Below are 18,578 nucleotides of genomic sequence, written 5' to 3'. Positions count from 1 at the left end.
TCCTATCATGTAAGAAAGTGAGCATGCTGTAAAGCGGAGTTTTCAATTATCAATTCTTTACATCCTCCATTTTCCATGTTAAATTTGGAGTAATAATCCGAAATATAGTCGAATTATTGGATAATTATTTCTAACCTATGGGAGTTGGAAACGATGAAGGTAGAGGAAACGAACAAAAAGGTTGAAAGGCTGGTTCAACAACTACAGGGGAATTTGATTGTATCGTGTCAGGCGTATCCTGGAGAAGCGCTGTATGGCAGCGATATGATGGTTCGTATGGCCCTTGCTGCAGTGAACGGCGGCGCAGCCGGAATCCGGAGCAATTCACCGCAGGATGTGGCAGCAATTAAGGAAGCAGTAAGTATTCCGGTAATTGGGATTTGGAAGAAGGAATATCCTGACTCTGACGTATATATAACCCCAACATTTTCGGATGTTGAAGTCATGATCGCTGCAGGAGCTGATATGGTCGCCCTTGATGCTACAATGCAGACACGGCCATCAGGTGAGACGCTTGAGTACATCGTAAACGCTGTCAAGACGAAATACGAAACTCCATTAATGGCTGACATTTCAACCTATGAGGAAGGCGTACGTGCAGCAGAGCTTGGCTTTGATTTTATATCTACGACACTCTCTGGCTATACGCCATACAGTCTCCAGCAGAAGGAGCCTGATATGGAGCTGATCAAGCGGCTGGCTTCTACGGTGTCGAAGCCGATCATTGCAGAAGGACGTATTCATACACCGGAGCAGGCAGAGGAAGCCTTGAGAAATGGGGCATTTGCTGTTGTAGTGGGCACGGCGATTACCCGGCCGCATACCTTAACCAGCACATTTGTCTCTAAAATTAAAGGTGGGACAGTTCCCGCTCAAACGGCAATGACAGGTTCAGTCATTCCCGTAATGAATCGGCAGCACGTTGGAAGCGAGGCTGGCAAGGAGGGGTGCTCCTCATGACCCTTATGACCCTGACGGAATCGGAAATGACGAAAGAATCTGTTGTGATTGCAATTGATATTGGCGGAACCAATATCAAGAGCGGCATTGTGAATAGACATGGGAAGGTGCTCCATTCCCGAACTCTTCCTACAGAAGCTGCGCTTGGGCGTGACGAGCTGCTGAACAAGTTGCTGCGGCTTATTGCTCTGTATCGGGAAGATGCGGAAGAAAATCAATGGATGATTGAAGGCATTGGGGTTGGTTCTGCGGGCTATATCCATCATGATGGGCATGTCGCATATGCGACGGACAATCTGCCTGGCTGGAGCGGAACTCCTGTTCAATCATGGCTGATTGAAGCGACTCGTATTCCCGTCCGTGTTGTGAACGATGTGCATGCAATCGCTCTAGGGGAGAGCTGGAAGGGGGCAGGCAGAGACCTGAAGCAATTCGTATGCGTAGCGCTTGGTACAGGTATTGGCGGTGCAATTATTGAGCAGGGTGCTCTCTATGGGGGGGCCGATGGGCATGCAGGCGGGTTTGGCCATTTTATTGTGCAAATGGATGGAGAACCCTGTACGTGTGGATTGCGAGGCTGCTGGGAGCAATATGCTTCCGTCAACGCCTTGAAGCGCATGATCAAGGAGAAGATTCAAGCGGCGGAAGGCAATCCCGCTTCGATGTCGCTCCTGCCTCCATGTGAGGAGAACCCGAAGGACTGGTTCGCAGCAGCTTGCAGCGGCAATCAAGCAGCAAATGAGGTTATTACTCAATATATCCACAATATCGCAGTGGGACTGGTGGCGCTGCAGCATGTGCTTAATTGCCGGCAATTTGTTTTGGGGGGAGCAATTACGGGTCAAGGGACATGGATGCTTGAAGCGATCAAAGCAGAGATGCGCAAGATGTGCATGCCGGCTTATTGGGGAAATGGAGTAGAGCTCCATGCCGCTGAAATGGGTGAGCATGCAGGAGTCGTTGGGGCGGCCCATTGTATTTATACAGAGCTGCAGGAGCGGCGTAGCTCCGAACAACTTCTTGCTTTTGAACAAAAAGTTCAAACAAATTAGAATTTGGTGGTTGAAAAATCCAAAAAGGCAGTATATAATTTGGATGTAAGATTCATACATATTGTTTTCAAATGGATTATTTCACCGAAATAAACAAGATACTATCTATTTCTATGGTGATTTGCACCTCAACTTGTCAGTCCTTTCATGTAAGTTCGAAATGCTGCTCCAACGTTTCTAGTTTAGACTGTTACCCATCTTAGATTTCTTACCCTAGAATTGTAACCGTATACGTATTGCGATCTGAACGGCAAGGTGAGTTTCGTTTTGAGATCTTTTTGAAAACGTTTACTTGTGACAAAGAGTTCCTAACGCGTATCGGACTCTGTTCACCATAAAGCTACAACAACATGAAAAGGGTGGTTCAGATGGCAAAAATGAAACGAACAACGATGCTATTGCTAGCTTGTTTCATGCTCTTCACTTTATTTTTGAGCGCTTGCTCAGGGAAAGGCTCCAGTGAAGGAGGATCCTCTTACGGAAGTGATGGCAAGCCTACGGAGATTACATTCTGGTATGGCGTAAAAGGAAAAGACGGCGAGTACCTAGACAAAATGGTCGAAAAATTCAACGCCGGCCAAAAAGAAGTTGTAGTCAAGGCGCTTGGCGGTCAAGATCATTTGAAGCAATTGACAGCTATCTCCGGCGGCAACCCGCCTGATATTTTGCAAACACAATGGAACTTCATTGGTCCTTGGTCAGAAGCTGGAGCCATCATGTCGCTTGATGAATTTATCCAGAAGGATAAATTCGATATGACCAGATTGATCCCTGCGGCATTCGAGCGGATGAAGGTTAATGGCAAGGCATACGGCATGCCAATTCGCTTGGCAATGGCAAACAAGCTGTTTTACAACAAGAAGATGTTCGAGGACGCAGGCATTACGGCCCCTCCTGAAACCTTGGAAGACATGTTCGAAGTGGCGAAGAAGCTTACGAAAAAAGATAGCAGCGGCAGCTATACACAAATCGGATTCATTCCTGACTATCCTTGGATTGACAGCGTATTCTGGCCTACGATCTTCGGCGGAAGCTGGGATGACGGCAACGGTAAGCTGACAGCGAATCAAAAAGCAAACGTAGATGCGATTGATTATCAAATGTCCTATTACAGAGAATTTGGCAATGATGGCATCGACAAAATTAAATCGGGCATGGGCGGACTGCTTACCCCGCAAGACCCGATCGTAACAGGCAAGCTCGGCATGATTATCGGTTGGGATAACTGGTATGTAACAGAGCGCAGCGAAGGCAAAATTGGTGTAGCTCCATTCCCATATCCAAAGGATAAGCCTGAGCTGAAGAACGCGGGGATGGTCAGCCCTGTAGCAATGTACATTCCGACAAAAGCAAAAAATAAGGACGCTGCCTGGAAGTTCTTGCAGTTCATGCTCAGTGATGAAGCACAAATTGAAATGACGTTGGTCAATGGCTCGATTCCATCTGTGTTGAGCGTGTTGGACAACGAGAAGATCAAAAATGATCCAAAGCTTGCAGTCAACCAAGAATTCTTTGAAAGTGCGAAGAGCGAGAACCTGAAGGGTTTCCCGAACACGATTTATATCGATGCATATTTGCAGTCGTTGACTGAAGAAACAGAAAAGGCGCTTAAAGGACAGCAAACCGCACAAGAGGCAATGGATAATGTTGTGAAGAAGATTCAGCCATTAGCCGATAAAGCACAGAAAAAATAACATCATGTGTGGCTGTAACCGTTAATGTAACCGAAAGAGAGAGAATGACAACGGACGGCCTGCCCACTATGGGAGGCCGTCTTTTTACCCCGATCGATTGGAGGGAGTTTATATGGAGAGCACGACCAATGCTGGCATACGCAGACGCGAGCGCAAAAACCTGTTGATCGGACTGGCCTTTATTAGCCCATGGATTATTGGCTTTATTGGGTTCCAATTATACCCGATCATTACTTCATTATATTACAGCTTTACAGAATACAATTTGTTTTCTGCCCCGCAATGGGTGGGATTGGATAACTTTAAGGAATTGTTCCATGATGATAAGTTCTACTTGTCGATGTATAACACCCTGTTTATGACGATCTTTGGCTTGTTTCCGCAGCTGGCATACGCGCTTGGCATTGCGCTGCTGTTGAACATGAAGGTAAAGGGGAAGTCCTTCTATCGTACCGTCTATTTCTTGCCTACACTGGTACCGATCGTAGCTGCTTCCTTGCTCTGGATGTGGCTGCTCAATGCGCAGTACGGTATCGTGAACCAAATGCTCGGTGCGCTTGGATTGCCGGAACCGAACTGGATTTATGATCCGAAGTGGACGAAGATTTCCCTTATTATTATGGGCTTTTGGGGAACCGGAACAACCACGGTCATGTACTTGGCGGCATTGCAGGATGTGCCGAAGGAATATTATGAAGCTGCTTCGATTGACGGAGCGAATGCATGGAAGCGGTTCTGGAACATTACGTTCCCTGCGATTTCGCCAATGAACCTGTTCCTCGTCGTAACGGGTCTCATTGGGTCATTCCAATATTTCGCGCAGGGTATGATATTCGCGGAACAGGCGCAATCGATTGGCGGACCTGAGAACTCTATTTTGTTCTATGCCATCTATCTCTATCAAAATGCCTTCTCATTCTTGAAGATGGGCTATGCATCCGCTATGGCGTGGATCTTGTTCATTATCGTTATGGTGCTTACGGTTATTGTCTTCCGGTCATCAGCTCGCTGGGTTTATTACGGAGGTGAACGTTGATGAGCAGCGTAAATACATCGGTTACCCCCATGAGTCAGGCGAAGCGTCGGCGTTCTATCAAGCGCTCTATTCGAGAAACGTGGATTCCGCATTTGATTCTTGGTGTTGTTGGTCTGCTGTTTTTATTGCCATTCGTATGGACCGTACTTACGTCACTGAAGACGCAGGAAGAGATTTTCGCGATTCCAATTGTTTGGATCCCGGAGCATTTTCAGTGGAGCAACTATGTAGAAGCTGTCAATATGATTCCATTCTTCCGCTATTTATGGAATACGGTTCTGGTCGCTGGCGTCAGTGTAATTGGGGTCGTATTGATTTGTCCGCTCGTAGCATACGGATTCTCGCGCATTCAGTTTAAGGGGCGCAATACGTTGTTCTATTTCATGCTGGCAACCTTAATGCTTCCGTATCAAGTTACGCTGATTCCATTATACGTATTGTACAACAATCTAGGCTTGCTCGATTCCTTCTGGCCGCTCTGGCTTGGGGCGTGGTTCGGGATGGCAACGAACGTCTTCATGGTACGCCAGTTCTTTATGAACCTGCCTTATGAGCTGTCCGAGTCAGCGAAGATTGATGGTGCGTCTGAATTCCGAATTTACTCGCAAATCATTCTTCCATTGGCGCGTCCAGCGGTGATGACGATCGGCTTGCTTACCTTCCTCGCTTCATGGGGGGATTTTATGGGGCCGCTCATCTATTTGAACAGTCCGGAAAATTGGACCCTGTCTATTGGTCTAAAAGGGTACATCGGAGAAACTAAGGTGGCTTGGGAGCAGCTGATGGCTGCATCCACACTCTTTACGGTACCGATCGTAGTCCTATACTTCTTCGTGCAGAAGCAATTTATTGAAGGTATCGCTTTGACAGGATTTAAGTGATTTATCACGATATATTTAGCTCAATAGGCGGCAATAGCAGTTAACGAACTGTCTATTTGCCGCCTTTATGTTGGTCGTTTTTCTATCGCAAATTGGTTGAAAGTGTATGTGCTGATAGAGAAAAGGAAATTTGATTGTATAATTATAGAAGCGCTTTCATGATTTTGCGATAAAATATTGATTTTTTATTCATTCCATTAGATGATAAGGCTAGGTATATACCAGATAGCGGGGAAAAATAAGCGGATTACTGCACCAGCGTGAAGACTGGGTTCATATTATGGAAGGCATTGAATCGTTGATGATTGATGTATAGGTGAACTGGGATTTGCAGGGCATGCAATCTAGCAGGTGGCCGCGCTAGAGAGGCTTCATCCTTGCTGTGATGACGCCGATTGAATGACATAACGAGACTGGAGGAGTCACAGATGGTCGCTGGTGAACATACGAATACTCTTCTGCTTATTAAGAGCCTGTATCCGTCACTTACGAAGACAGAGAAGAAAATAGCCGATTATGTGTTGAAAAATGCGGATTCGGTACTCTATGCGACAGTTACGGATTTGGCAGAGAGAGCAAGTGCAGGCGAGACTTCCGTGCTGCGATTTTGCCGCAATCTCGGTTTTAAGAGCTACCAGGATTTCAAGCTGTCCTTAGCCAAGGATCTGGTATCGCCATTGAAGCATGAGAATAGCGAAATTGAAGAGAGCGATGATTTGTCTATTGTTGCGAAAAAAATGACAATGGAGAATGTCGCATCACTGGAGCACACGTTGTCCCTGCTGAATATGGAAGAGCTGAATAAGGCTGTCGAGGCCATTGTTAAGGCGAAGCGCTTGTTCTTCATGGGCGTAGGCTCCTCAGCGATGACAGCGATGGATGCGCAGTATCGATTTATGCGGCTGGGCTACACGGGAGAAGCGATTACAGATCCGCACGTGATGGCGATGAATGCTGTACTGATGTCGGAACAGGATGTTGTATTCGGCATATCGACATCGGGCAGTACGAAGGACTTGGTAGACACGATCCGGTTAGCGAAAGACAATGGGGTGTTTTTCATCTGTTTAACGAGCCATGCGAAGTCGCCAATTACGAAATATGCAGACTCTATTTTATTGATCAAGTCCAAGGAAACACCGTTAGAGGGCGGAGCCTTCTCCTCGAAGATTGCTCAAATCCATGTGCTGGATATTCTGTCTACGGCGGTTGCCCTTCAAGAGAAAGAGAAGGCCTACAAGGCAATTCAGCAAACGGCAAAATCAGTATTGGACAAGCTATACTAAGTAGAATAACGGTGATAGGACATACTGTGGATCTGTCGGATCGATAGCCGGTATGTTTTGTTACATGAGAAAGAGGCGTTCTCTTCCAAGGAGAACGCCTCTTTGTATGATTCTATATTTTTTAGCACCTATTTTTGCAGCATGAGCAGTCCGATAAAGTCATCCTTGCTAATGTTGCCGAGGTAATGATTGATATCCATATCTCCAATCGCCTCGTAAATGGCCTGCTCCTCATAGCGAACGCCTTGAAGCTGCTCCTCGATGTCGCTTACTTCACCGATGCCGAAGAAGTCGCCGTAAATCTTCATCGATTGGATAACGCCATCTGCTACATCCAAGCGCACATCGACGATGCCGGCAGGGAACTTCTTCGAATGCTCTACATTGAATTTCGGGGAAGAGCCGTAGTTCCAGTCCCAGTTCTGGTAGCGTTCTTCGGAGATGCGGTGAATGACCTCCCAATCCTGCTCAGTCAACACATACTGCGGTACTTGATCCGCTTCCATTCCGAAGATGTGGCGCAGAATAGTGGCCTTGAACTCCTCGATTGTCATAGGCTCCTTCATGTACTCCACAATGTTGGCAACACGTGAGCGCACAGACTTCGTGCCTTTGGATTCAATTTTAATCTGGCGTACCTTCAAGGCTGATGCGACATGCTCCATCTCAGAGTTGTACAGCAGCGTTCCATGGCTGAACATCCGTCCGCGCGTAGCGAACTGGGCGTTACCAGAAATTTTGCGTTCTCCGACTTGAATATCATTTCGACCAGTCAGTTCAGCATCAACGCCAAGCGAATGCAGGGTATCGATTACGGGCTGGGTGAACTTGCGGAAGTTGTGAAACGATTGCCCGTCGTCCTTAGTAATGAAACTGAAGTTCAGATTGCCTGTATCGTGATAGACGGCCCCGCCTCCAGATAGGCGGCGAACGACGTGTATGTTGTTGTCCTTCACATATTCGGCATTGATTTCTTCAATTGTATTTTGGTTTTTGCCGATGATGATAGAGGGTTCGTTGATATAAAAAAGAAGATAGCTGTCTTCCTCAAGCGGCAGATGCTTCAATACGAATTCTTCTATCGCAAGATTGATGCGAGGGTCTGTTATGCCTTGATTATCAATAAATTTCATTGCTTGTCCGACTCCTTCATGTTGAGGCTGTTATGTACATATTTCTATTGTATACGATTTGAATCGAAATACAAAACAGATTTGATATTGATAATCGTTATCACAGATGGTATGATAAGAAGTAACTAAGACGGTTACAATGCAGACCTATACGAGGAGGAACGTCCTAATGTCGATTGCTTCAATCATTCGGGAACGTAGAAGTATTCATGAATTTAACGATAGGCCAGTTGATCGCAGCTTGGTGCTGCAACTGCTGAATGATGCCGTGTGGGCGCCGAATCACGGACTGCGTGAGCCATGGCGCTTCATATATGTAGAAGGAGAAGGCAAGGAACGCGTTATGAAAGGGCTTCTTGCCATTTTGGAAAAGACCAAGCTGAAAGACGCAACTCCAGAGCAGCGCCAGAAGTTTATGGATCACTTGACACATGTCCCTGCTTACTTGCATGTCGTTATGCCGGAAGATCCCCGTCCGAATATTTGGCAGGAGGATTTGGAAGCGGTTAGCGCTTTGATTCAGAATTTCCAACTGTTAGGCTGGGAACACGGGCTCGGCATGCTGTGGCATACAGGCGATTACATTTATAACAAGCAGTATCGTGAAATGGTAGGTGTTCAGCCGGGCGAGAAAATTGTAGGGGTAATCCGTATCGGTTATTTCGATAATGCGCCGAAGGCTCGCCCGCGTACGAGTGCAGAGCAGCTCTTTACAGTAGTTGATAAATAAGCAAGGCTGGCCTGTATCAACTGACGGTGCTGGCCAAATTAAGGAGTGTCCCGCAGGAAAAGCTGCTGTGGACACTCTTTATTATTTTGTATCCAAAATGATAGATATTCGTGAAGTAAACGGTTACATGATTAAGGGCGATCTAACGGATCTGCCTCCAAATAACGACGGTACATCATTAATTCCAAGGTGTGCTTGATAATCCACGCAGCCAGCAGCACACATACGAGTAAATGAGCGCAGACGAGCGGAGAAAGCAACAGGGTGCGTGTATCCGATACATAAATTAAATAGGCCGCACAGCAAGCTACAGCGAGGACGAGAAAAAGTAGGCTGAACTGATTAGCCTGCATAGACACAGAGCGAGCCAATTCCTTGTCCTCAGTCTCATCCTTGGACATAAAGTTAATAAAGTGCATAACGACTTGAATAACGACAGTAATTCCAAACACATTGCGTGCAAGGGCCATCATTTCAATACTGTATAATCCAATGTCTCCCTTGAGTCGAAACAGAATCGCAGCGTAATAGATGGAAACAATGATGGCGGCGCCGAGATTAGCCCATGATGTCTTGTGATGTACCGACATAATCATCCCTCCTCGTCTATGACATATCACATCTACGTAAAGATGTGTGTTGCAACAAGATTATACAGCAATTAACAGAAGTGTTACAGTGTCCGTTTGACCAATGTTTTTTGGGATTTCATAATAATTCATTAGCAATTCCTTCATAATCGCGCTGCAATGCCTGCTTAACATGAATAAGACTCTCCAACATACTAGGAAAATTCGTTTGACGAACAATGCTGTCTTCCGCATAATGGACGAGTAGAAATGATTATTGAAAACTGGTCGAGCTCCGTCTGGGTGGAGCTGTACATAGAATTTATTCAACCATTGGACAAATTTACTGGACATCCTTGGGAGGAAGACAGCAATGAGCACAGTTGAACGATTCGGACATGGCGGGGATGTATGGACAGCCGCGGATGCATTTGGAGTAGACAGTAAAGCGCTGCTGGATTTCAGTGCCAATATTAACCCGCTTGGGCCGCCGACGGCCGTTATGGAGCGCCTCAGGAATGAGATGATGGCTTCTATTGTTCATTATCCGGATCCTGGGCACCGGAAGATGAAGAAAGCATTAGCTGCGAAACTGGGAGTAGGCGAGGATTATATTAGCATCGGAAACGGAGCTGCAGAGTGCATGGCCCTGCTGCTGTTGGCAATTCGTCCCCAACGGGTTGGCGTCATTGCGCCTTGCTTCTCTGAATATGAGACGCTGTCACGCAAGTTCGGGTCTGAAGTAATCCATGTAGTGGGCAGCGAAGATAACGACTTCTGCGCGACTGAAGCACAACTGTCTGAGCTTATTTCGAAAACTGATGTGGTGTTTATTGGACATCCAAACAATCCGAATGGTGCCTTGTACGAGCGCGCATTGCTGGAAAGACTTGCAGTGTTAGCAGAGGCGGCTTCAACGATTCTTGTTATCGATGAAGCCTTTATTGACTTTGCGAATGAAGAAGAAATGTCTCTTGTTCCAATCGTATATCGCTGCCCAAATCTTATTGTTGTTCGTTCATTAACGAAGTTTTACGCCATTCCCGGACTGCGCCTTGGATATGCGATTGCCCAGCCGCAGCATATTGAGGCGATGCTGCGCATGCAAGTGGCATGGAGTGTCAATGGCTTGGCTCTCGCGGCTGGCGAAGCCTTATTGTCGGACGAGCAAGCGGAACCATATGCGAATGCGACGCGGGCGCTCATTGCTGAAGAGCGAGCTGTTTTGCGCAAGCAACTGCATGCACTAGGGATACGGACGTGGCCAAGCGTGGCGAATTTTTTATTGTGCCGAGCTCCGGAGGGGTGGACGGCGAAGTTGCTTCAGGCAGAATTATGCCGCGCAGGTATTCTGATACGCAATTGTGATATGTATGCTGGGCTCACGGAGAGAGACTTCCGAATCGCAGTCAAGGATCGACGAGCGAACGGAATTGTAGCGTCAGCACTTGCAGCTGTGTTACAGTAAACAAACACAGAATTGAGGGGAAGCGGGATGCAGCCATATCGAGAGGGGAAACGCTCCTATCTATCTCAGTATATCGCAGGAGTACATATTCACTGGGAGGATGCTCAAGTCGCTGTTGAGCTGCCGCAAACTGCACCAATATGGAGCAGTGCTGTATACCATGGCGGGCAATGGATGGGGAATCGCATTTTGAACCAAATGGTTCATTATCAATTCGACTGCACTGATCCAGCAGAATATCTGCGGCTTTCGTGTATGGAAAGTGGCTATGTACCGGAACAGACGGTGGGGCTCTTGACGGCTGCAAAAGTTAGTCATGCCTCTGTTGTCGAGCAGGAAGCGGATGAATGCTCGCTGCTGTGCATCACAACGGCGGGGACATCCAATGCGACACGTTCAGGCATGCCGCGGCGTGTATTTTCAGCCTATGAATCGTTGAAGCCAGGCACGATCAATTCAATTCTTGTATTGGATGGGAAGCTGTCCAATGCGGCGATATTGAATCTATTCATGACGGCTACAGAGGCCAAATGTGCAGCGCTGTCTGATCTTGGCATCATAGACGCTGAAACGGGACGCGTTGCCACAGGAACGACTACGGATGCGATTGCACTTGCAGTAATAGACAGCGGTCGGTATGAACCCGTGCACAATTATGCGGGAACAGCGACAACATTGGGACATGCAGTTGGGCAGCTCGTTTATAACACTGTATATGAATCCGTGAAGACTCAGCATGAAGCGTAACCGCTAACGAGCGGAACAACCTACTAGGGTGGGAGAAACATGACAGCAGCGCTTATCATAATAGCAGCATACATATGGGATCGGATTGTTGGCGACCCGCAGGCGATTCCACACCCGGTCATTGGTATAGGGAAAGGGATTAGAGCCGTAGAGCGATTCATACGCCGGATCAGCCCTTCTGAGAGAGCGCTCAAGCCGCTTGGAATTTTGCTGCCGTTTGTTGTAGTTGGCGGCACGTATGGAGTGACCTGGCTTGTTCTAAAAGGGATGTACCATGTTCATGATTATATCGGATGGGCAGCCGAAGCATTGTTGATTGGAACAACAATTGCGGCAAAAGGACTGAAGGATGCAGGGATGGCTGTGTATCGGAGGCTGAAAGAGCAGGATTTAGAGAGTGCTCGTCGAGAAGTCGGCATGATTGTCGGCCGCGATACAGAGCAATTGGATGAACCGGAGGTCGTACGCGCCACCGTGGAGACCGTAGCGGAGAATATTGTGGATGCGGTGATATCGCCGTTGTTCTTCGCGCTTATCGGAGGCGCACCGCTGGCAATGGCGTATCGTGCGGTTAATACGCTCGATTCCATGGTCGGCTATAAGAATGAGAAGTATGGGAATTTAGGCTGGGCGTCTGCTCGCCTTGACGATATTGCCAACTGGATACCGGCGAGAATGACAGCAGTCTTTGTCACGGTAAGTGCCTTGCTGCATCGCTATGATGCTCGCAGAGCTTGCTCAACGGCGCTGCGAGATGCGAGAAAGCATCCGAGCCCGAACAGTGGCTGGGCGGAAGCATCCGCGGCGGGAGCACTTGGCATCCGGCTTGGTGGATATAATGTGTATAAAGGAATACGTTCATTCCGCGCATATATGGGGGATACACAGCAGCCCTTGCAGGCAGAGCATATACCTGCGGTATGCAGGCTGCTACTAAGCAGCTCCACATGCTTTGTGATTGTTGCAAGTCTGCTCCTCTATATATGCGGAGGATGGCTTCTGTAGACGATTGATGAATGAAGGAGTACGAAATGGAATGAGACGGACAACTAAATGGAATGCTCCCCCTATTCATCGGAACAAGCGTCGTTTAGGAGCATTGAAAACCAATAGGAAACGAGTCAATATGACAAGGCATATATTACGAAAAAAGAGTCAAACGAACAGCAAGATTGTACGCTTCGCGCTTGTACGCCACGGCTTGACGAAAGAGAATACAGAGCGGCGCTACATTAGCTATTCAGATGTGCCGCTGCTGCCGGATTCCACTGAAGAACTGAGAGGGCTTCGCCGCGCAGTGGCACATCCGTCACCGCTTCTATATACGAGCGATATGCGGCGCTGCCGCGATACGCTTGCTTATTTGCGTCCGCGCGACAGCAGGCAAGCTGTAGAGGATACAAGATTGCGAGAGTATGACTTCGGCATGTGGGAAGGCTTGACCTACAATGATTTGAAGGAGGATCCTCAGTATCGCAGATGGCTGGACGATTCTTCAGCCGTCCAGCCGCCGCGCGGGGAGCCATGGCAGTCCTTCTGCACGCGCACCGCGCATGTATGGTGGGAAGTGCTGCGGAACGCGCGCGAATCCTTCGGCAGCAGCTGCGGCATACACGCGGAGCGTCAGGAATGCGCTGCCCGTCGTCGGCCGCATCATTCTTCCCCGCTTCCCCGTGGGCGGGTGATGCGGTGCAAGCCGAGCCGGATGCGGCAAACATATGGCAGCGGACTTGCCCCGCGGCCGGATGTTGTCATTGTTACACACGGAGGCGTCGTACGTCGATTATATACGCTGGCTTTTCCACGAAAATCATTTTGGGAAGCGGCAGCGCCAATCGGCGGCGGGATCATGATTACAGCGAAGCAATGTGCGCGCAAATGGAAGTTCTTGCGAGCGGAACGTCTGCCAAGCAAATGAGGAAGCATGCGCTAACAGGCTAATATCATCGCAGCAATGATGTATTCTATTGCAAGTGGTGGGCTTTTCCCCTATAATCTAATATCGAGTTTAGGACTTAGATAACGAAATTATTCGATGTTGAATATTCGCGATACTTCAGGTCCTTGGGGAATCATAACGGGATTGATCCATGAATGTTATTGTACAGCAATGGGGCTGTATGGGTTGAAATGCCGGGATGTGTGATATTTGTACCCAGGGTTAAAAGGGAAGCCGGTGTGAACCCGGCGCGGTCCCGCCACTGTGAATGGAGTGTTGTGCTCATTAGGCCACTGTCTAATTGATCAGCAGGTATGGTATCCGCTGATAAGGATGGGAAGGCGAGCTCAACGTATTCTCCTAAGTCAGGAAACCTGCCTGAAGATAGACGAGTTGTATCCTTCGCGGAGAGGAGCACGTCATTGGCGTAATGCATCAGGCAACATGGCAGCTTAGCTGCTGGCCCCTGTATCTAGGTGTCTGCTGGATATTGCGATAGATGACAATGTGTTCCCCTGGATCGAAGGATCGGGGGTTTTTTGCTGTATAAGCAAGCATTTCATAACCATAAGCGCTTATACACGACAGCAATGCAATTTGATGTAAATGCACAGCACGAATGTATATCACGAATTCAGTCACATGAAGAGGTACAGCTTAGGTATATGCAAGTGCTCATTGACAACCGATACCCGCAGGGGAGTATAACTTTAGGCAATTGCAACTTGTCACGCAATTTCGTTACGCATGGTGGCGAATGGAACCGCTTTACGCTTGCACATTTGGTACAGAGGTAAGACGAGGAAAGAATGACGCGAGGGAGAGATAAAACATGAACAAATGGTTGAACAAATCGGTTGCGGCGCTGCTGGCGCTTATGCTGACAGTAGGACTTGCGGCTTGCGGCAACAAGGATGCGGCTAAACCCGCTGAAAATACGGCTGCTCAGCAAGAGACCAACAACACTGCCTCTGAACAACCGAAGCAGGATGATCTGAAAACGAAATATCCACTGACTGTTAAAGATGCAACAGGCGAAGAATTTACCTTCGAAAAAGCGCCTGAACGTATAGTGTCTGTATCTCCAGCAGAGACAGAGTCCTTGTTCGCACTTGGATTGGATGCTCAAATCGTTGGTGTTTCTGATTTTGATGATTATCCGGAAGCAGCGAAGTCCAAAGAGAAAATGGGCGGCATTACGAAGCCGAATGAAGAGGCAATTATTAAAGCCAAGCCGGACATCGTGTTCACAGGCATCTCCATGAAGGAGCCAGTTGTGAAAAAGTTCCGCGAGCTTGGAATTAAAATATTCAAGGTCGAGCCAAAAACGTACGATGATGTGATTACCAATATCGAATTGTATGGTCAAATTACAGACCATCAAGCGGAAGCGAAGACAGTCGTTGACAACATGAAGCAAGTGCGTGATGACGTAAAGAATGCGGTCCAAAGCGCGGAGAAGAAGAAGGTCTACATTGAATTCTCCCCAGGCTGGACAGTAGGCAGCGGCGAGTTCATGAACGAGCTGATTGAAATGGCGGGCGGCACAAACGTTGCGGCTGATTCAGCTGGCTGGATTCAAATTAACGAAGAAAATATTATTAAATCCAATCCGGATGTAATCATGTTCACACAAGGTGTAGTGGATTCCGAGACGAACAAGTCCTTGGAAGAAATTATTCGTGGACGCAGCGGTTGGAACAATATCAATGCAATTAAGAACAATCAAGTAATTGGTGTGGATCAGAACCTGATCAGCCGTCCGGGACCACGTGTTGCTGACGGATTGAAGGCTGTTGCGAAGGCGATTCATCCGGACTTGGTGAAATAATCGTCGTGGAGAGAACGATGAATAAAATGGTTGGGTATGGAGGAGCGGGTATTGCGCTTCTCCTTTTGTCCGTTGTGGGATGTTTGGCTGTAGGGTCAGTACGAATGCCAATGGGAGAAATTGCACAAATTCTGCTCCATCATATTCCGGGCATGGATCAAGTAATTCCGGTTACATGGGATGATGCCTCTGCGCAAATTATGATGAAGGTACGCTTCCCTCGTGTTCTGCTGGCTCTGCTCGTCGGAGCGGCACTCGGTGTAGCGGGAACTGCATTTCAAGGGGTATTGCGCAATCCACTGGCAGACCCGTATACATTAGGGGTATCTTCTGGCGCTTCTGTGGGAGCCGCTTTGCTTATTTACTTTGGCCTGCAATATGCACTGTTCGGCGAATGGACTATACCTGTCGTCGCATTCGCAACAGGGGTGGCAACCTTGATGGTGGTCATCAAGCTTGCCAGTGAGCAGGGCAAGATTCCGATCGAGACGCTTATTTTATCCGGGGTAGTGATGCAAGCCTTTCTTGGCTCAATTGTATCGTTTCTTGTGGCAATGACGAATCAGACGATCAATGAAATTTTATTTTGGGTAATGGGAAGCTTGGCGATGCGCGGCTGGTCCTATACGCTTGTCCTTGCTCCCTATTTGGCAGTCGGCATCGTAATTCTTATTGCATACGCAAGACCATTGAATTTGCTTGCACTAGGCGAGCGGCAAGCCTCCCATCTCGGACTTCATGTGGAACGAACGAAATGGGTAGTGCTGCTGACGGCGACAATGATTACAGCAGCGGCCGTGTCCGTCTCTGGCGTCATTGGATTTGTCGGCCTAGTCGTGCCGCATCTGCTGCGCTTGATTGTTGGCCCAGACTATCGATATTTGATACCGCTCTCAGCAATTGGGGGAGCCATTTATGTCATGTGGGCGGATACAATTGCCCGCACGGCTTTTGCGCCGACGGAAATTCCGCTGGGGGTTGTAACGGCGTTCCTGGGTGCGCCATTCTTCGCCTACTTGCTTATGCGCAATAAGCGAGCGAAACGGGGGAAATGGTCATGACACAAAGAGGAAAACATTTGCCGCTAAGGGATTTGGGGTTGGCAGAGAGCAGCAATCCCGCTAACGAACTGGTTAAAGATACGATCATTGAAGTTCAAGGATTGAGCAAGCACTATGGCGAGAAGCATGTTCTTCATGATGTAGAGCTTCGTGTGCAAGCTGGTGAATGGGTCGGCATTATCGGTCCGAACGGCAGCGGCAAATCCACGCTCCTATCCTTATTGTCTGGAGCCGATCGTCCGACGTCAGGCTCGATCCAGGTGATTGGACAGGCGCTGGCTTCCTACAAACGAAGAGCATTGTCCCAACTGATGGCTGTATTGCAGCAGGAAGCTCTGCCGCCACTTGGCTTTACCGTCCGTGAGGTGGTTGAAATGGGACGCTTCCCTTTTCAGTCCTGGCTCGGATCAGAGTCCGAGGACAGCGGAGCGCTCGTAGACCGAATTATGGAGCGGCTGCAACTGACAGAGCTGGCCGATTATCCGCTCGATCGGATTAGCGGCGGTCAGCGTCAGCGCACGGCTTTGGCCAAGCTGATGGTGCAATCGCCCAGCATCGTGCTTTTGGATGAGCCGACAACCTATCTGGATATCCATTATCAGGTGCAATTTATGGATATTGTTCGGGATTGGCAGAAGGATTGCGGCTTGACAATCGTATCTGTGCTCCATGACTTGAATTTGGCTTCTTTATACTGTGATCGGCTTGTTGTAATCCATGACGGAGGGATTGCTGCCCAAGGCACGCCCGATGAATTGATGAATCCGGAGCTGCTGTCGCGGATCTTTGCCACCGACACGACGATCGTGCCGCATCCTGATACAGGACGTCCGCAGGTGTTAATTCGCCCAAGTCATGGATGATAGATGGGACAGCACAACTTATTATGATTTTGCAATAACGCAATTACTAGCTTTACAATTTGAAATAGGTAACGATTTAACGTAAGCAAGGCATGTTGAGCTGATGTTTTTGGAGATAAGCAAGAGCAGCGGAAAGCGCTGACAGTATGGCATTGAATCTGACAACGGAGATGAGCAGCATGAATGAACGATTGAAGCAACTGATCGCACAAATTAAACCGCTGGACGAGGAGGCAATTCAATCTGCCATCCAGCATCAAAATCAATTGACAAAGCCGCCGGGAAGCTTGGGCGTGCTGGAACACATAGCTGTGCAGGCTGCGGGCATTACAGGAGAGGTTAAGCCGCAATTCGAGAAGAAGGCAGTTATTGTCATGGCTGGCGATCATGGGGTGTGCGACGAAGGCGTAAGTGCATTTCCATCTGAAGTGACGCCGCAAATGGTGTTCAATTTTCTGCGTGGAGGGGCTGCAGTCAATGTCCTGTCTCGCGAAGCAGGAGCCGATGTGATCTGTGTCGATATCGGTGTGAATGCCGACTTGAGTGATCCAAAGCTGGTATCGCGCAAGGTGCGGAAAGGAACAGCGAACATGGCAAAGGGCCCAGCGATGTCACGCGAAGAAGCATTATCTGCGATTCTAGTAGGTGTTGATATTGTAGAACAGTACGTCCGCGATGGATACCGTTTATTCTCGACGGGAGAAATGGGAATTGGGAATACAACGGCGAGTGCGGCGATGCTGTGCGCCTTCACCGGCATGCAGCCTGAAGATGCAGTAGGGCACGGAACTGGCATCGGTGATGAACAGTGGAAACATAAATGCAATGTAGTACGGCAAGCGCTTGAGATAAATAAACCGAACCAAGAGGATGCTCTTGATGTGATTGCGAAGGTAGGCGGCTTGGAAATTGCCGGTCTGACGGGGGTTATTCTTGCAGCTGCGGCCAACCGGGTTCCGGTTGTCGTGGATGGATTTATTTCCAGTGCAGCCGCGCTGGCGGCAGTTCGGTTGGCTCCGGCAGTACAGCCTTATCTCATTGGTTCACATTTGTCAGAGGAGCGGGGACATAGAGCCCTTTTGTCTGAGCTGAAGTTGAACCCTTGCTTGCATGTACAGATGCGACTCGGGGAAGGAACCGGCGGAGTGCTTATGTTCCAACTGATTGACGCTGCCATGCGGATTATGCGGGAAATGGCTACATTTGCAGAGGCGGGTGTAACGAATAAGGAATGACCGCTGTAGAAATGACGGAGTCGCTAATACAAGTGATTGATAGGTATCGCTGATATAGTCACTAATAGAAATACAGAATTAACAGATAGTAAG

Annotated in this window: 17 protein-coding genes and 1 riboswitch; of the genes, 15 read left to right on the top strand and 2 right to left on the bottom strand. The window is 48.3% G+C overall.

Annotation, left to right across the window (positions count from 1 at the left end):
* Positions 1-153 precede the first annotated feature (153 nt).
* From NO352_RS17700 to NO352_RS17675, 6 genes are all read left to right on the top strand, one after another.
* A complete protein-coding gene (locus tag NO352_RS17700; protein WP_268599798.1) occupies positions 154-960 on the top strand; it encodes an N-acetylmannosamine-6-phosphate 2-epimerase in 807 nt (268 codons plus the stop codon).
* Positions 957-2,012: an ROK family protein gene (locus tag NO352_RS17695; RefSeq protein ID WP_289356306.1), complete on the top strand. Its 1,056-nt coding sequence runs from the start codon at positions 957-959 to the stop codon at positions 2,010-2,012. Before NO352_RS17700 ends, NO352_RS17695 begins: the two co-directional genes overlap by 4 nt.
* Before the next feature lie 368 nt (positions 2,013-2,380).
* Complete coding sequence (locus NO352_RS17690; protein ID WP_289356305.1) at positions 2,381-3,706, top strand: ABC transporter substrate-binding protein; 1,326 nt, start codon at positions 2,381-2,383, stop codon at positions 3,704-3,706.
* A 112-nt stretch (positions 3,707-3,818) separates the two neighbouring features.
* Positions 3,819-4,742 carry a carbohydrate ABC transporter permease gene (locus NO352_RS17685; RefSeq protein ID WP_005549018.1) on the top strand — a complete coding sequence of 308 codons (924 nt, stop codon included), beginning with the start codon at positions 3,819-3,821 and terminating at the stop codon, positions 4,740-4,742.
* Positions 4,742-5,623: a carbohydrate ABC transporter permease gene (locus NO352_RS17680; RefSeq protein WP_289356304.1), complete on the top strand. Its 882-nt coding sequence runs from the start codon at positions 4,742-4,744 to the stop codon at positions 5,621-5,623. Before NO352_RS17685 ends, NO352_RS17680 begins: the two co-directional genes overlap by 1 nt.
* A gap of 428 nt (positions 5,624-6,051) precedes the next feature.
* Positions 6,052-6,909, top strand: a complete 858-nt coding sequence (locus NO352_RS17675) for a MurR/RpiR family transcriptional regulator (RefSeq protein WP_289356303.1) — start codon at positions 6,052-6,054, stop codon at positions 6,907-6,909.
* Between the two features lie 128 nt (positions 6,910-7,037).
* Here NO352_RS17675 and lplA read toward each other — a convergent pair whose 3' ends face one another.
* Positions 7,038-8,042 (bottom strand): lipoate--protein ligase, encoded by a 1,005-nt coding sequence (gene lplA / locus NO352_RS17670; RefSeq protein ID WP_005549013.1) that lies wholly within the window; start codon positions 8,040-8,042, stop codon positions 7,038-7,040.
* A gap of 169 nt (positions 8,043-8,211) precedes the next feature.
* On the opposite strand from lplA, the gene NO352_RS17665 reads away from it, so the two are divergent.
* Positions 8,212-8,772 carry a nitroreductase family protein gene (locus tag NO352_RS17665; protein ID WP_289356302.1) on the top strand — a complete coding sequence of 187 codons (561 nt, stop codon included), beginning with the start codon at positions 8,212-8,214 and terminating at the stop codon, positions 8,770-8,772.
* Between the two features lie 131 nt (positions 8,773-8,903).
* Here NO352_RS17665 and NO352_RS17660 read toward each other — a convergent pair whose 3' ends face one another.
* A complete protein-coding gene (locus tag NO352_RS17660) occupies positions 8,904-9,362 on the bottom strand; it encodes a hypothetical protein (protein WP_005549011.1) in 459 nt (152 codons plus the stop codon).
* Between the two features lie 352 nt (positions 9,363-9,714).
* Between NO352_RS17660 and cobD the strand changes: the two genes are divergently transcribed.
* The 8 genes from cobD to cobT all read left to right on the top strand — a co-directional run bounded on the left by cobD (position 9,715) and on the right by cobT (position 18,485).
* Positions 9,715-10,809: a threonine-phosphate decarboxylase CobD gene (cobD, locus tag NO352_RS17655; RefSeq protein WP_005549009.1), complete on the top strand. Its 1,095-nt coding sequence runs from the start codon at positions 9,715-9,717 to the stop codon at positions 10,807-10,809.
* Positions 10,810-10,836: 27 nt separating this feature from the next.
* The gene (locus NO352_RS17650; RefSeq protein WP_289356301.1) at positions 10,837-11,556 is read left to right on the top strand and encodes an adenosylcobinamide amidohydrolase; all 720 of its coding nucleotides are present in this window, start codon (positions 10,837-10,839) and stop codon (positions 11,554-11,556) included.
* 39 nt (positions 11,557-11,595) lie between these two features.
* Positions 11,596-12,561 carry an adenosylcobinamide-phosphate synthase CbiB gene (gene cbiB / locus NO352_RS17645; protein ID WP_005549007.1) on the top strand — a complete coding sequence of 322 codons (966 nt, stop codon included), beginning with the start codon at positions 11,596-11,598 and terminating at the stop codon, positions 12,559-12,561.
* A 31-nt stretch (positions 12,562-12,592) separates the two neighbouring features.
* Positions 12,593-13,474 (top strand): histidine phosphatase family protein, encoded by an 882-nt coding sequence (locus tag NO352_RS17640; RefSeq protein WP_268621544.1) that lies wholly within the window; start codon positions 12,593-12,595, stop codon positions 13,472-13,474.
* A gap of 193 nt (positions 13,475-13,667) precedes the next feature.
* A riboswitch (cobalamin riboswitch) is annotated at positions 13,668-13,891 on the top strand.
* A gap of 436 nt (positions 13,892-14,327) precedes the next feature.
* Positions 14,328-15,326, top strand: coding sequence for an ABC transporter substrate-binding protein (locus tag NO352_RS17635; RefSeq protein WP_163978207.1), 999 nt, complete (start codon positions 14,328-14,330; stop codon positions 15,324-15,326).
* A gap of 17 nt (positions 15,327-15,343) precedes the next feature.
* Positions 15,344-16,387, top strand: a complete 1,044-nt coding sequence (locus tag NO352_RS17630; RefSeq protein ID WP_289356299.1) for a FecCD family ABC transporter permease — start codon at positions 15,344-15,346, stop codon at positions 16,385-16,387.
* The gene (locus tag NO352_RS17625) at positions 16,384-17,250 is read left to right on the top strand and encodes an ABC transporter ATP-binding protein (RefSeq protein WP_289356298.1); all 867 of its coding nucleotides are present in this window, start codon (positions 16,384-16,386) and stop codon (positions 17,248-17,250) included. The genes NO352_RS17630 and NO352_RS17625 overlap by 4 nt, the downstream gene beginning before the upstream one ends.
* Before the next feature lie 179 nt (positions 17,251-17,429).
* Positions 17,430-18,485: a nicotinate-nucleotide--dimethylbenzimidazole phosphoribosyltransferase gene (cobT, locus tag NO352_RS17620; protein ID WP_268599789.1), complete on the top strand. Its 1,056-nt coding sequence runs from the start codon at positions 17,430-17,432 to the stop codon at positions 18,483-18,485.
* The last annotated feature ends 93 nt before the right edge of the window (positions 18,486-18,578 follow it).

Source organism: Paenibacillus sp. S-12 (assembly GCF_030363895.1).
Lineage (GTDB): Bacteria > Bacillota > Bacilli > Paenibacillales > Paenibacillaceae > Paenibacillus_B > Paenibacillus_B alvei.
Note: the sequence above shows the minus strand (reverse complement) of the source record. Positions and strands in the feature narration are given on the sequence as shown.

What these genes read in the sequence shown, in the direction of transcription:
- NO352_RS17700 (WP_268599798.1), top strand. Translation starts at nt 154, where the DNA reads ATGAAGGTAGAGGAAACGAACAAAAAGGTTGAAAGGCTGGTTCAACAA.
- NO352_RS17685 (WP_005549018.1), top strand. Translation starts at nt 3,819, where the DNA reads ATGGAGAGCACGACCAATGCTGGCATACGCAGACGCGAGCGCAAAAAC.
- NO352_RS17690 (WP_289356305.1), top strand. Translation starts at nt 2,381, where the DNA reads ATGGCAAAAATGAAACGAACAACGATGCTATTGCTAGCTTGTTTCATG.
- NO352_RS17680 (WP_289356304.1), top strand. Translation starts at nt 4,742, where the DNA reads ATGAGCAGCGTAAATACATCGGTTACCCCCATGAGTCAGGCGAAGCGT.
- NO352_RS17660 (WP_005549011.1), bottom strand. Translation starts at nt 9,362, where the DNA reads ATGTCGGTACATCACAAGACATCATGGGCTAATCTCGGCGCCGCCATC.
- NO352_RS17640 (WP_268621544.1), top strand. Translation starts at nt 12,593, where the DNA reads ATGAGACGGACAACTAAATGGAATGCTCCCCCTATTCATCGGAACAAG.
- NO352_RS17650 (WP_289356301.1), top strand. Translation starts at nt 10,837, where the DNA reads ATGCAGCCATATCGAGAGGGGAAACGCTCCTATCTATCTCAGTATATC.
- NO352_RS17665 (WP_289356302.1), top strand. Translation starts at nt 8,212, where the DNA reads ATGTCGATTGCTTCAATCATTCGGGAACGTAGAAGTATTCATGAATTT.
- NO352_RS17675 (WP_289356303.1), top strand. Translation starts at nt 6,052, where the DNA reads ATGGTCGCTGGTGAACATACGAATACTCTTCTGCTTATTAAGAGCCTG.
- NO352_RS17635 (WP_163978207.1), top strand. Translation starts at nt 14,328, where the DNA reads ATGAACAAATGGTTGAACAAATCGGTTGCGGCGCTGCTGGCGCTTATG.
- cobT (WP_268599789.1), top strand. Translation starts at nt 17,430, where the DNA reads ATGAATGAACGATTGAAGCAACTGATCGCACAAATTAAACCGCTGGAC.
- NO352_RS17625 (WP_289356298.1), top strand. Translation starts at nt 16,384, where the DNA reads ATGACACAAAGAGGAAAACATTTGCCGCTAAGGGATTTGGGGTTGGCA.
- lplA (WP_005549013.1), bottom strand. Translation starts at nt 8,042, where the DNA reads ATGAAATTTATTGATAATCAAGGCATAACAGACCCTCGCATCAATCTT.
- NO352_RS17630 (WP_289356299.1), top strand. Translation starts at nt 15,344, where the DNA reads ATGAATAAAATGGTTGGGTATGGAGGAGCGGGTATTGCGCTTCTCCTT.
- NO352_RS17695 (WP_289356306.1), top strand. Translation starts at nt 957, where the DNA reads ATGACCCTTATGACCCTGACGGAATCGGAAATGACGAAAGAATCTGTT.
- cobD (WP_005549009.1), top strand. Translation starts at nt 9,715, where the DNA reads ATGAGCACAGTTGAACGATTCGGACATGGCGGGGATGTATGGACAGCC.
- cbiB (WP_005549007.1), top strand. Translation starts at nt 11,596, where the DNA reads ATGACAGCAGCGCTTATCATAATAGCAGCATACATATGGGATCGGATT.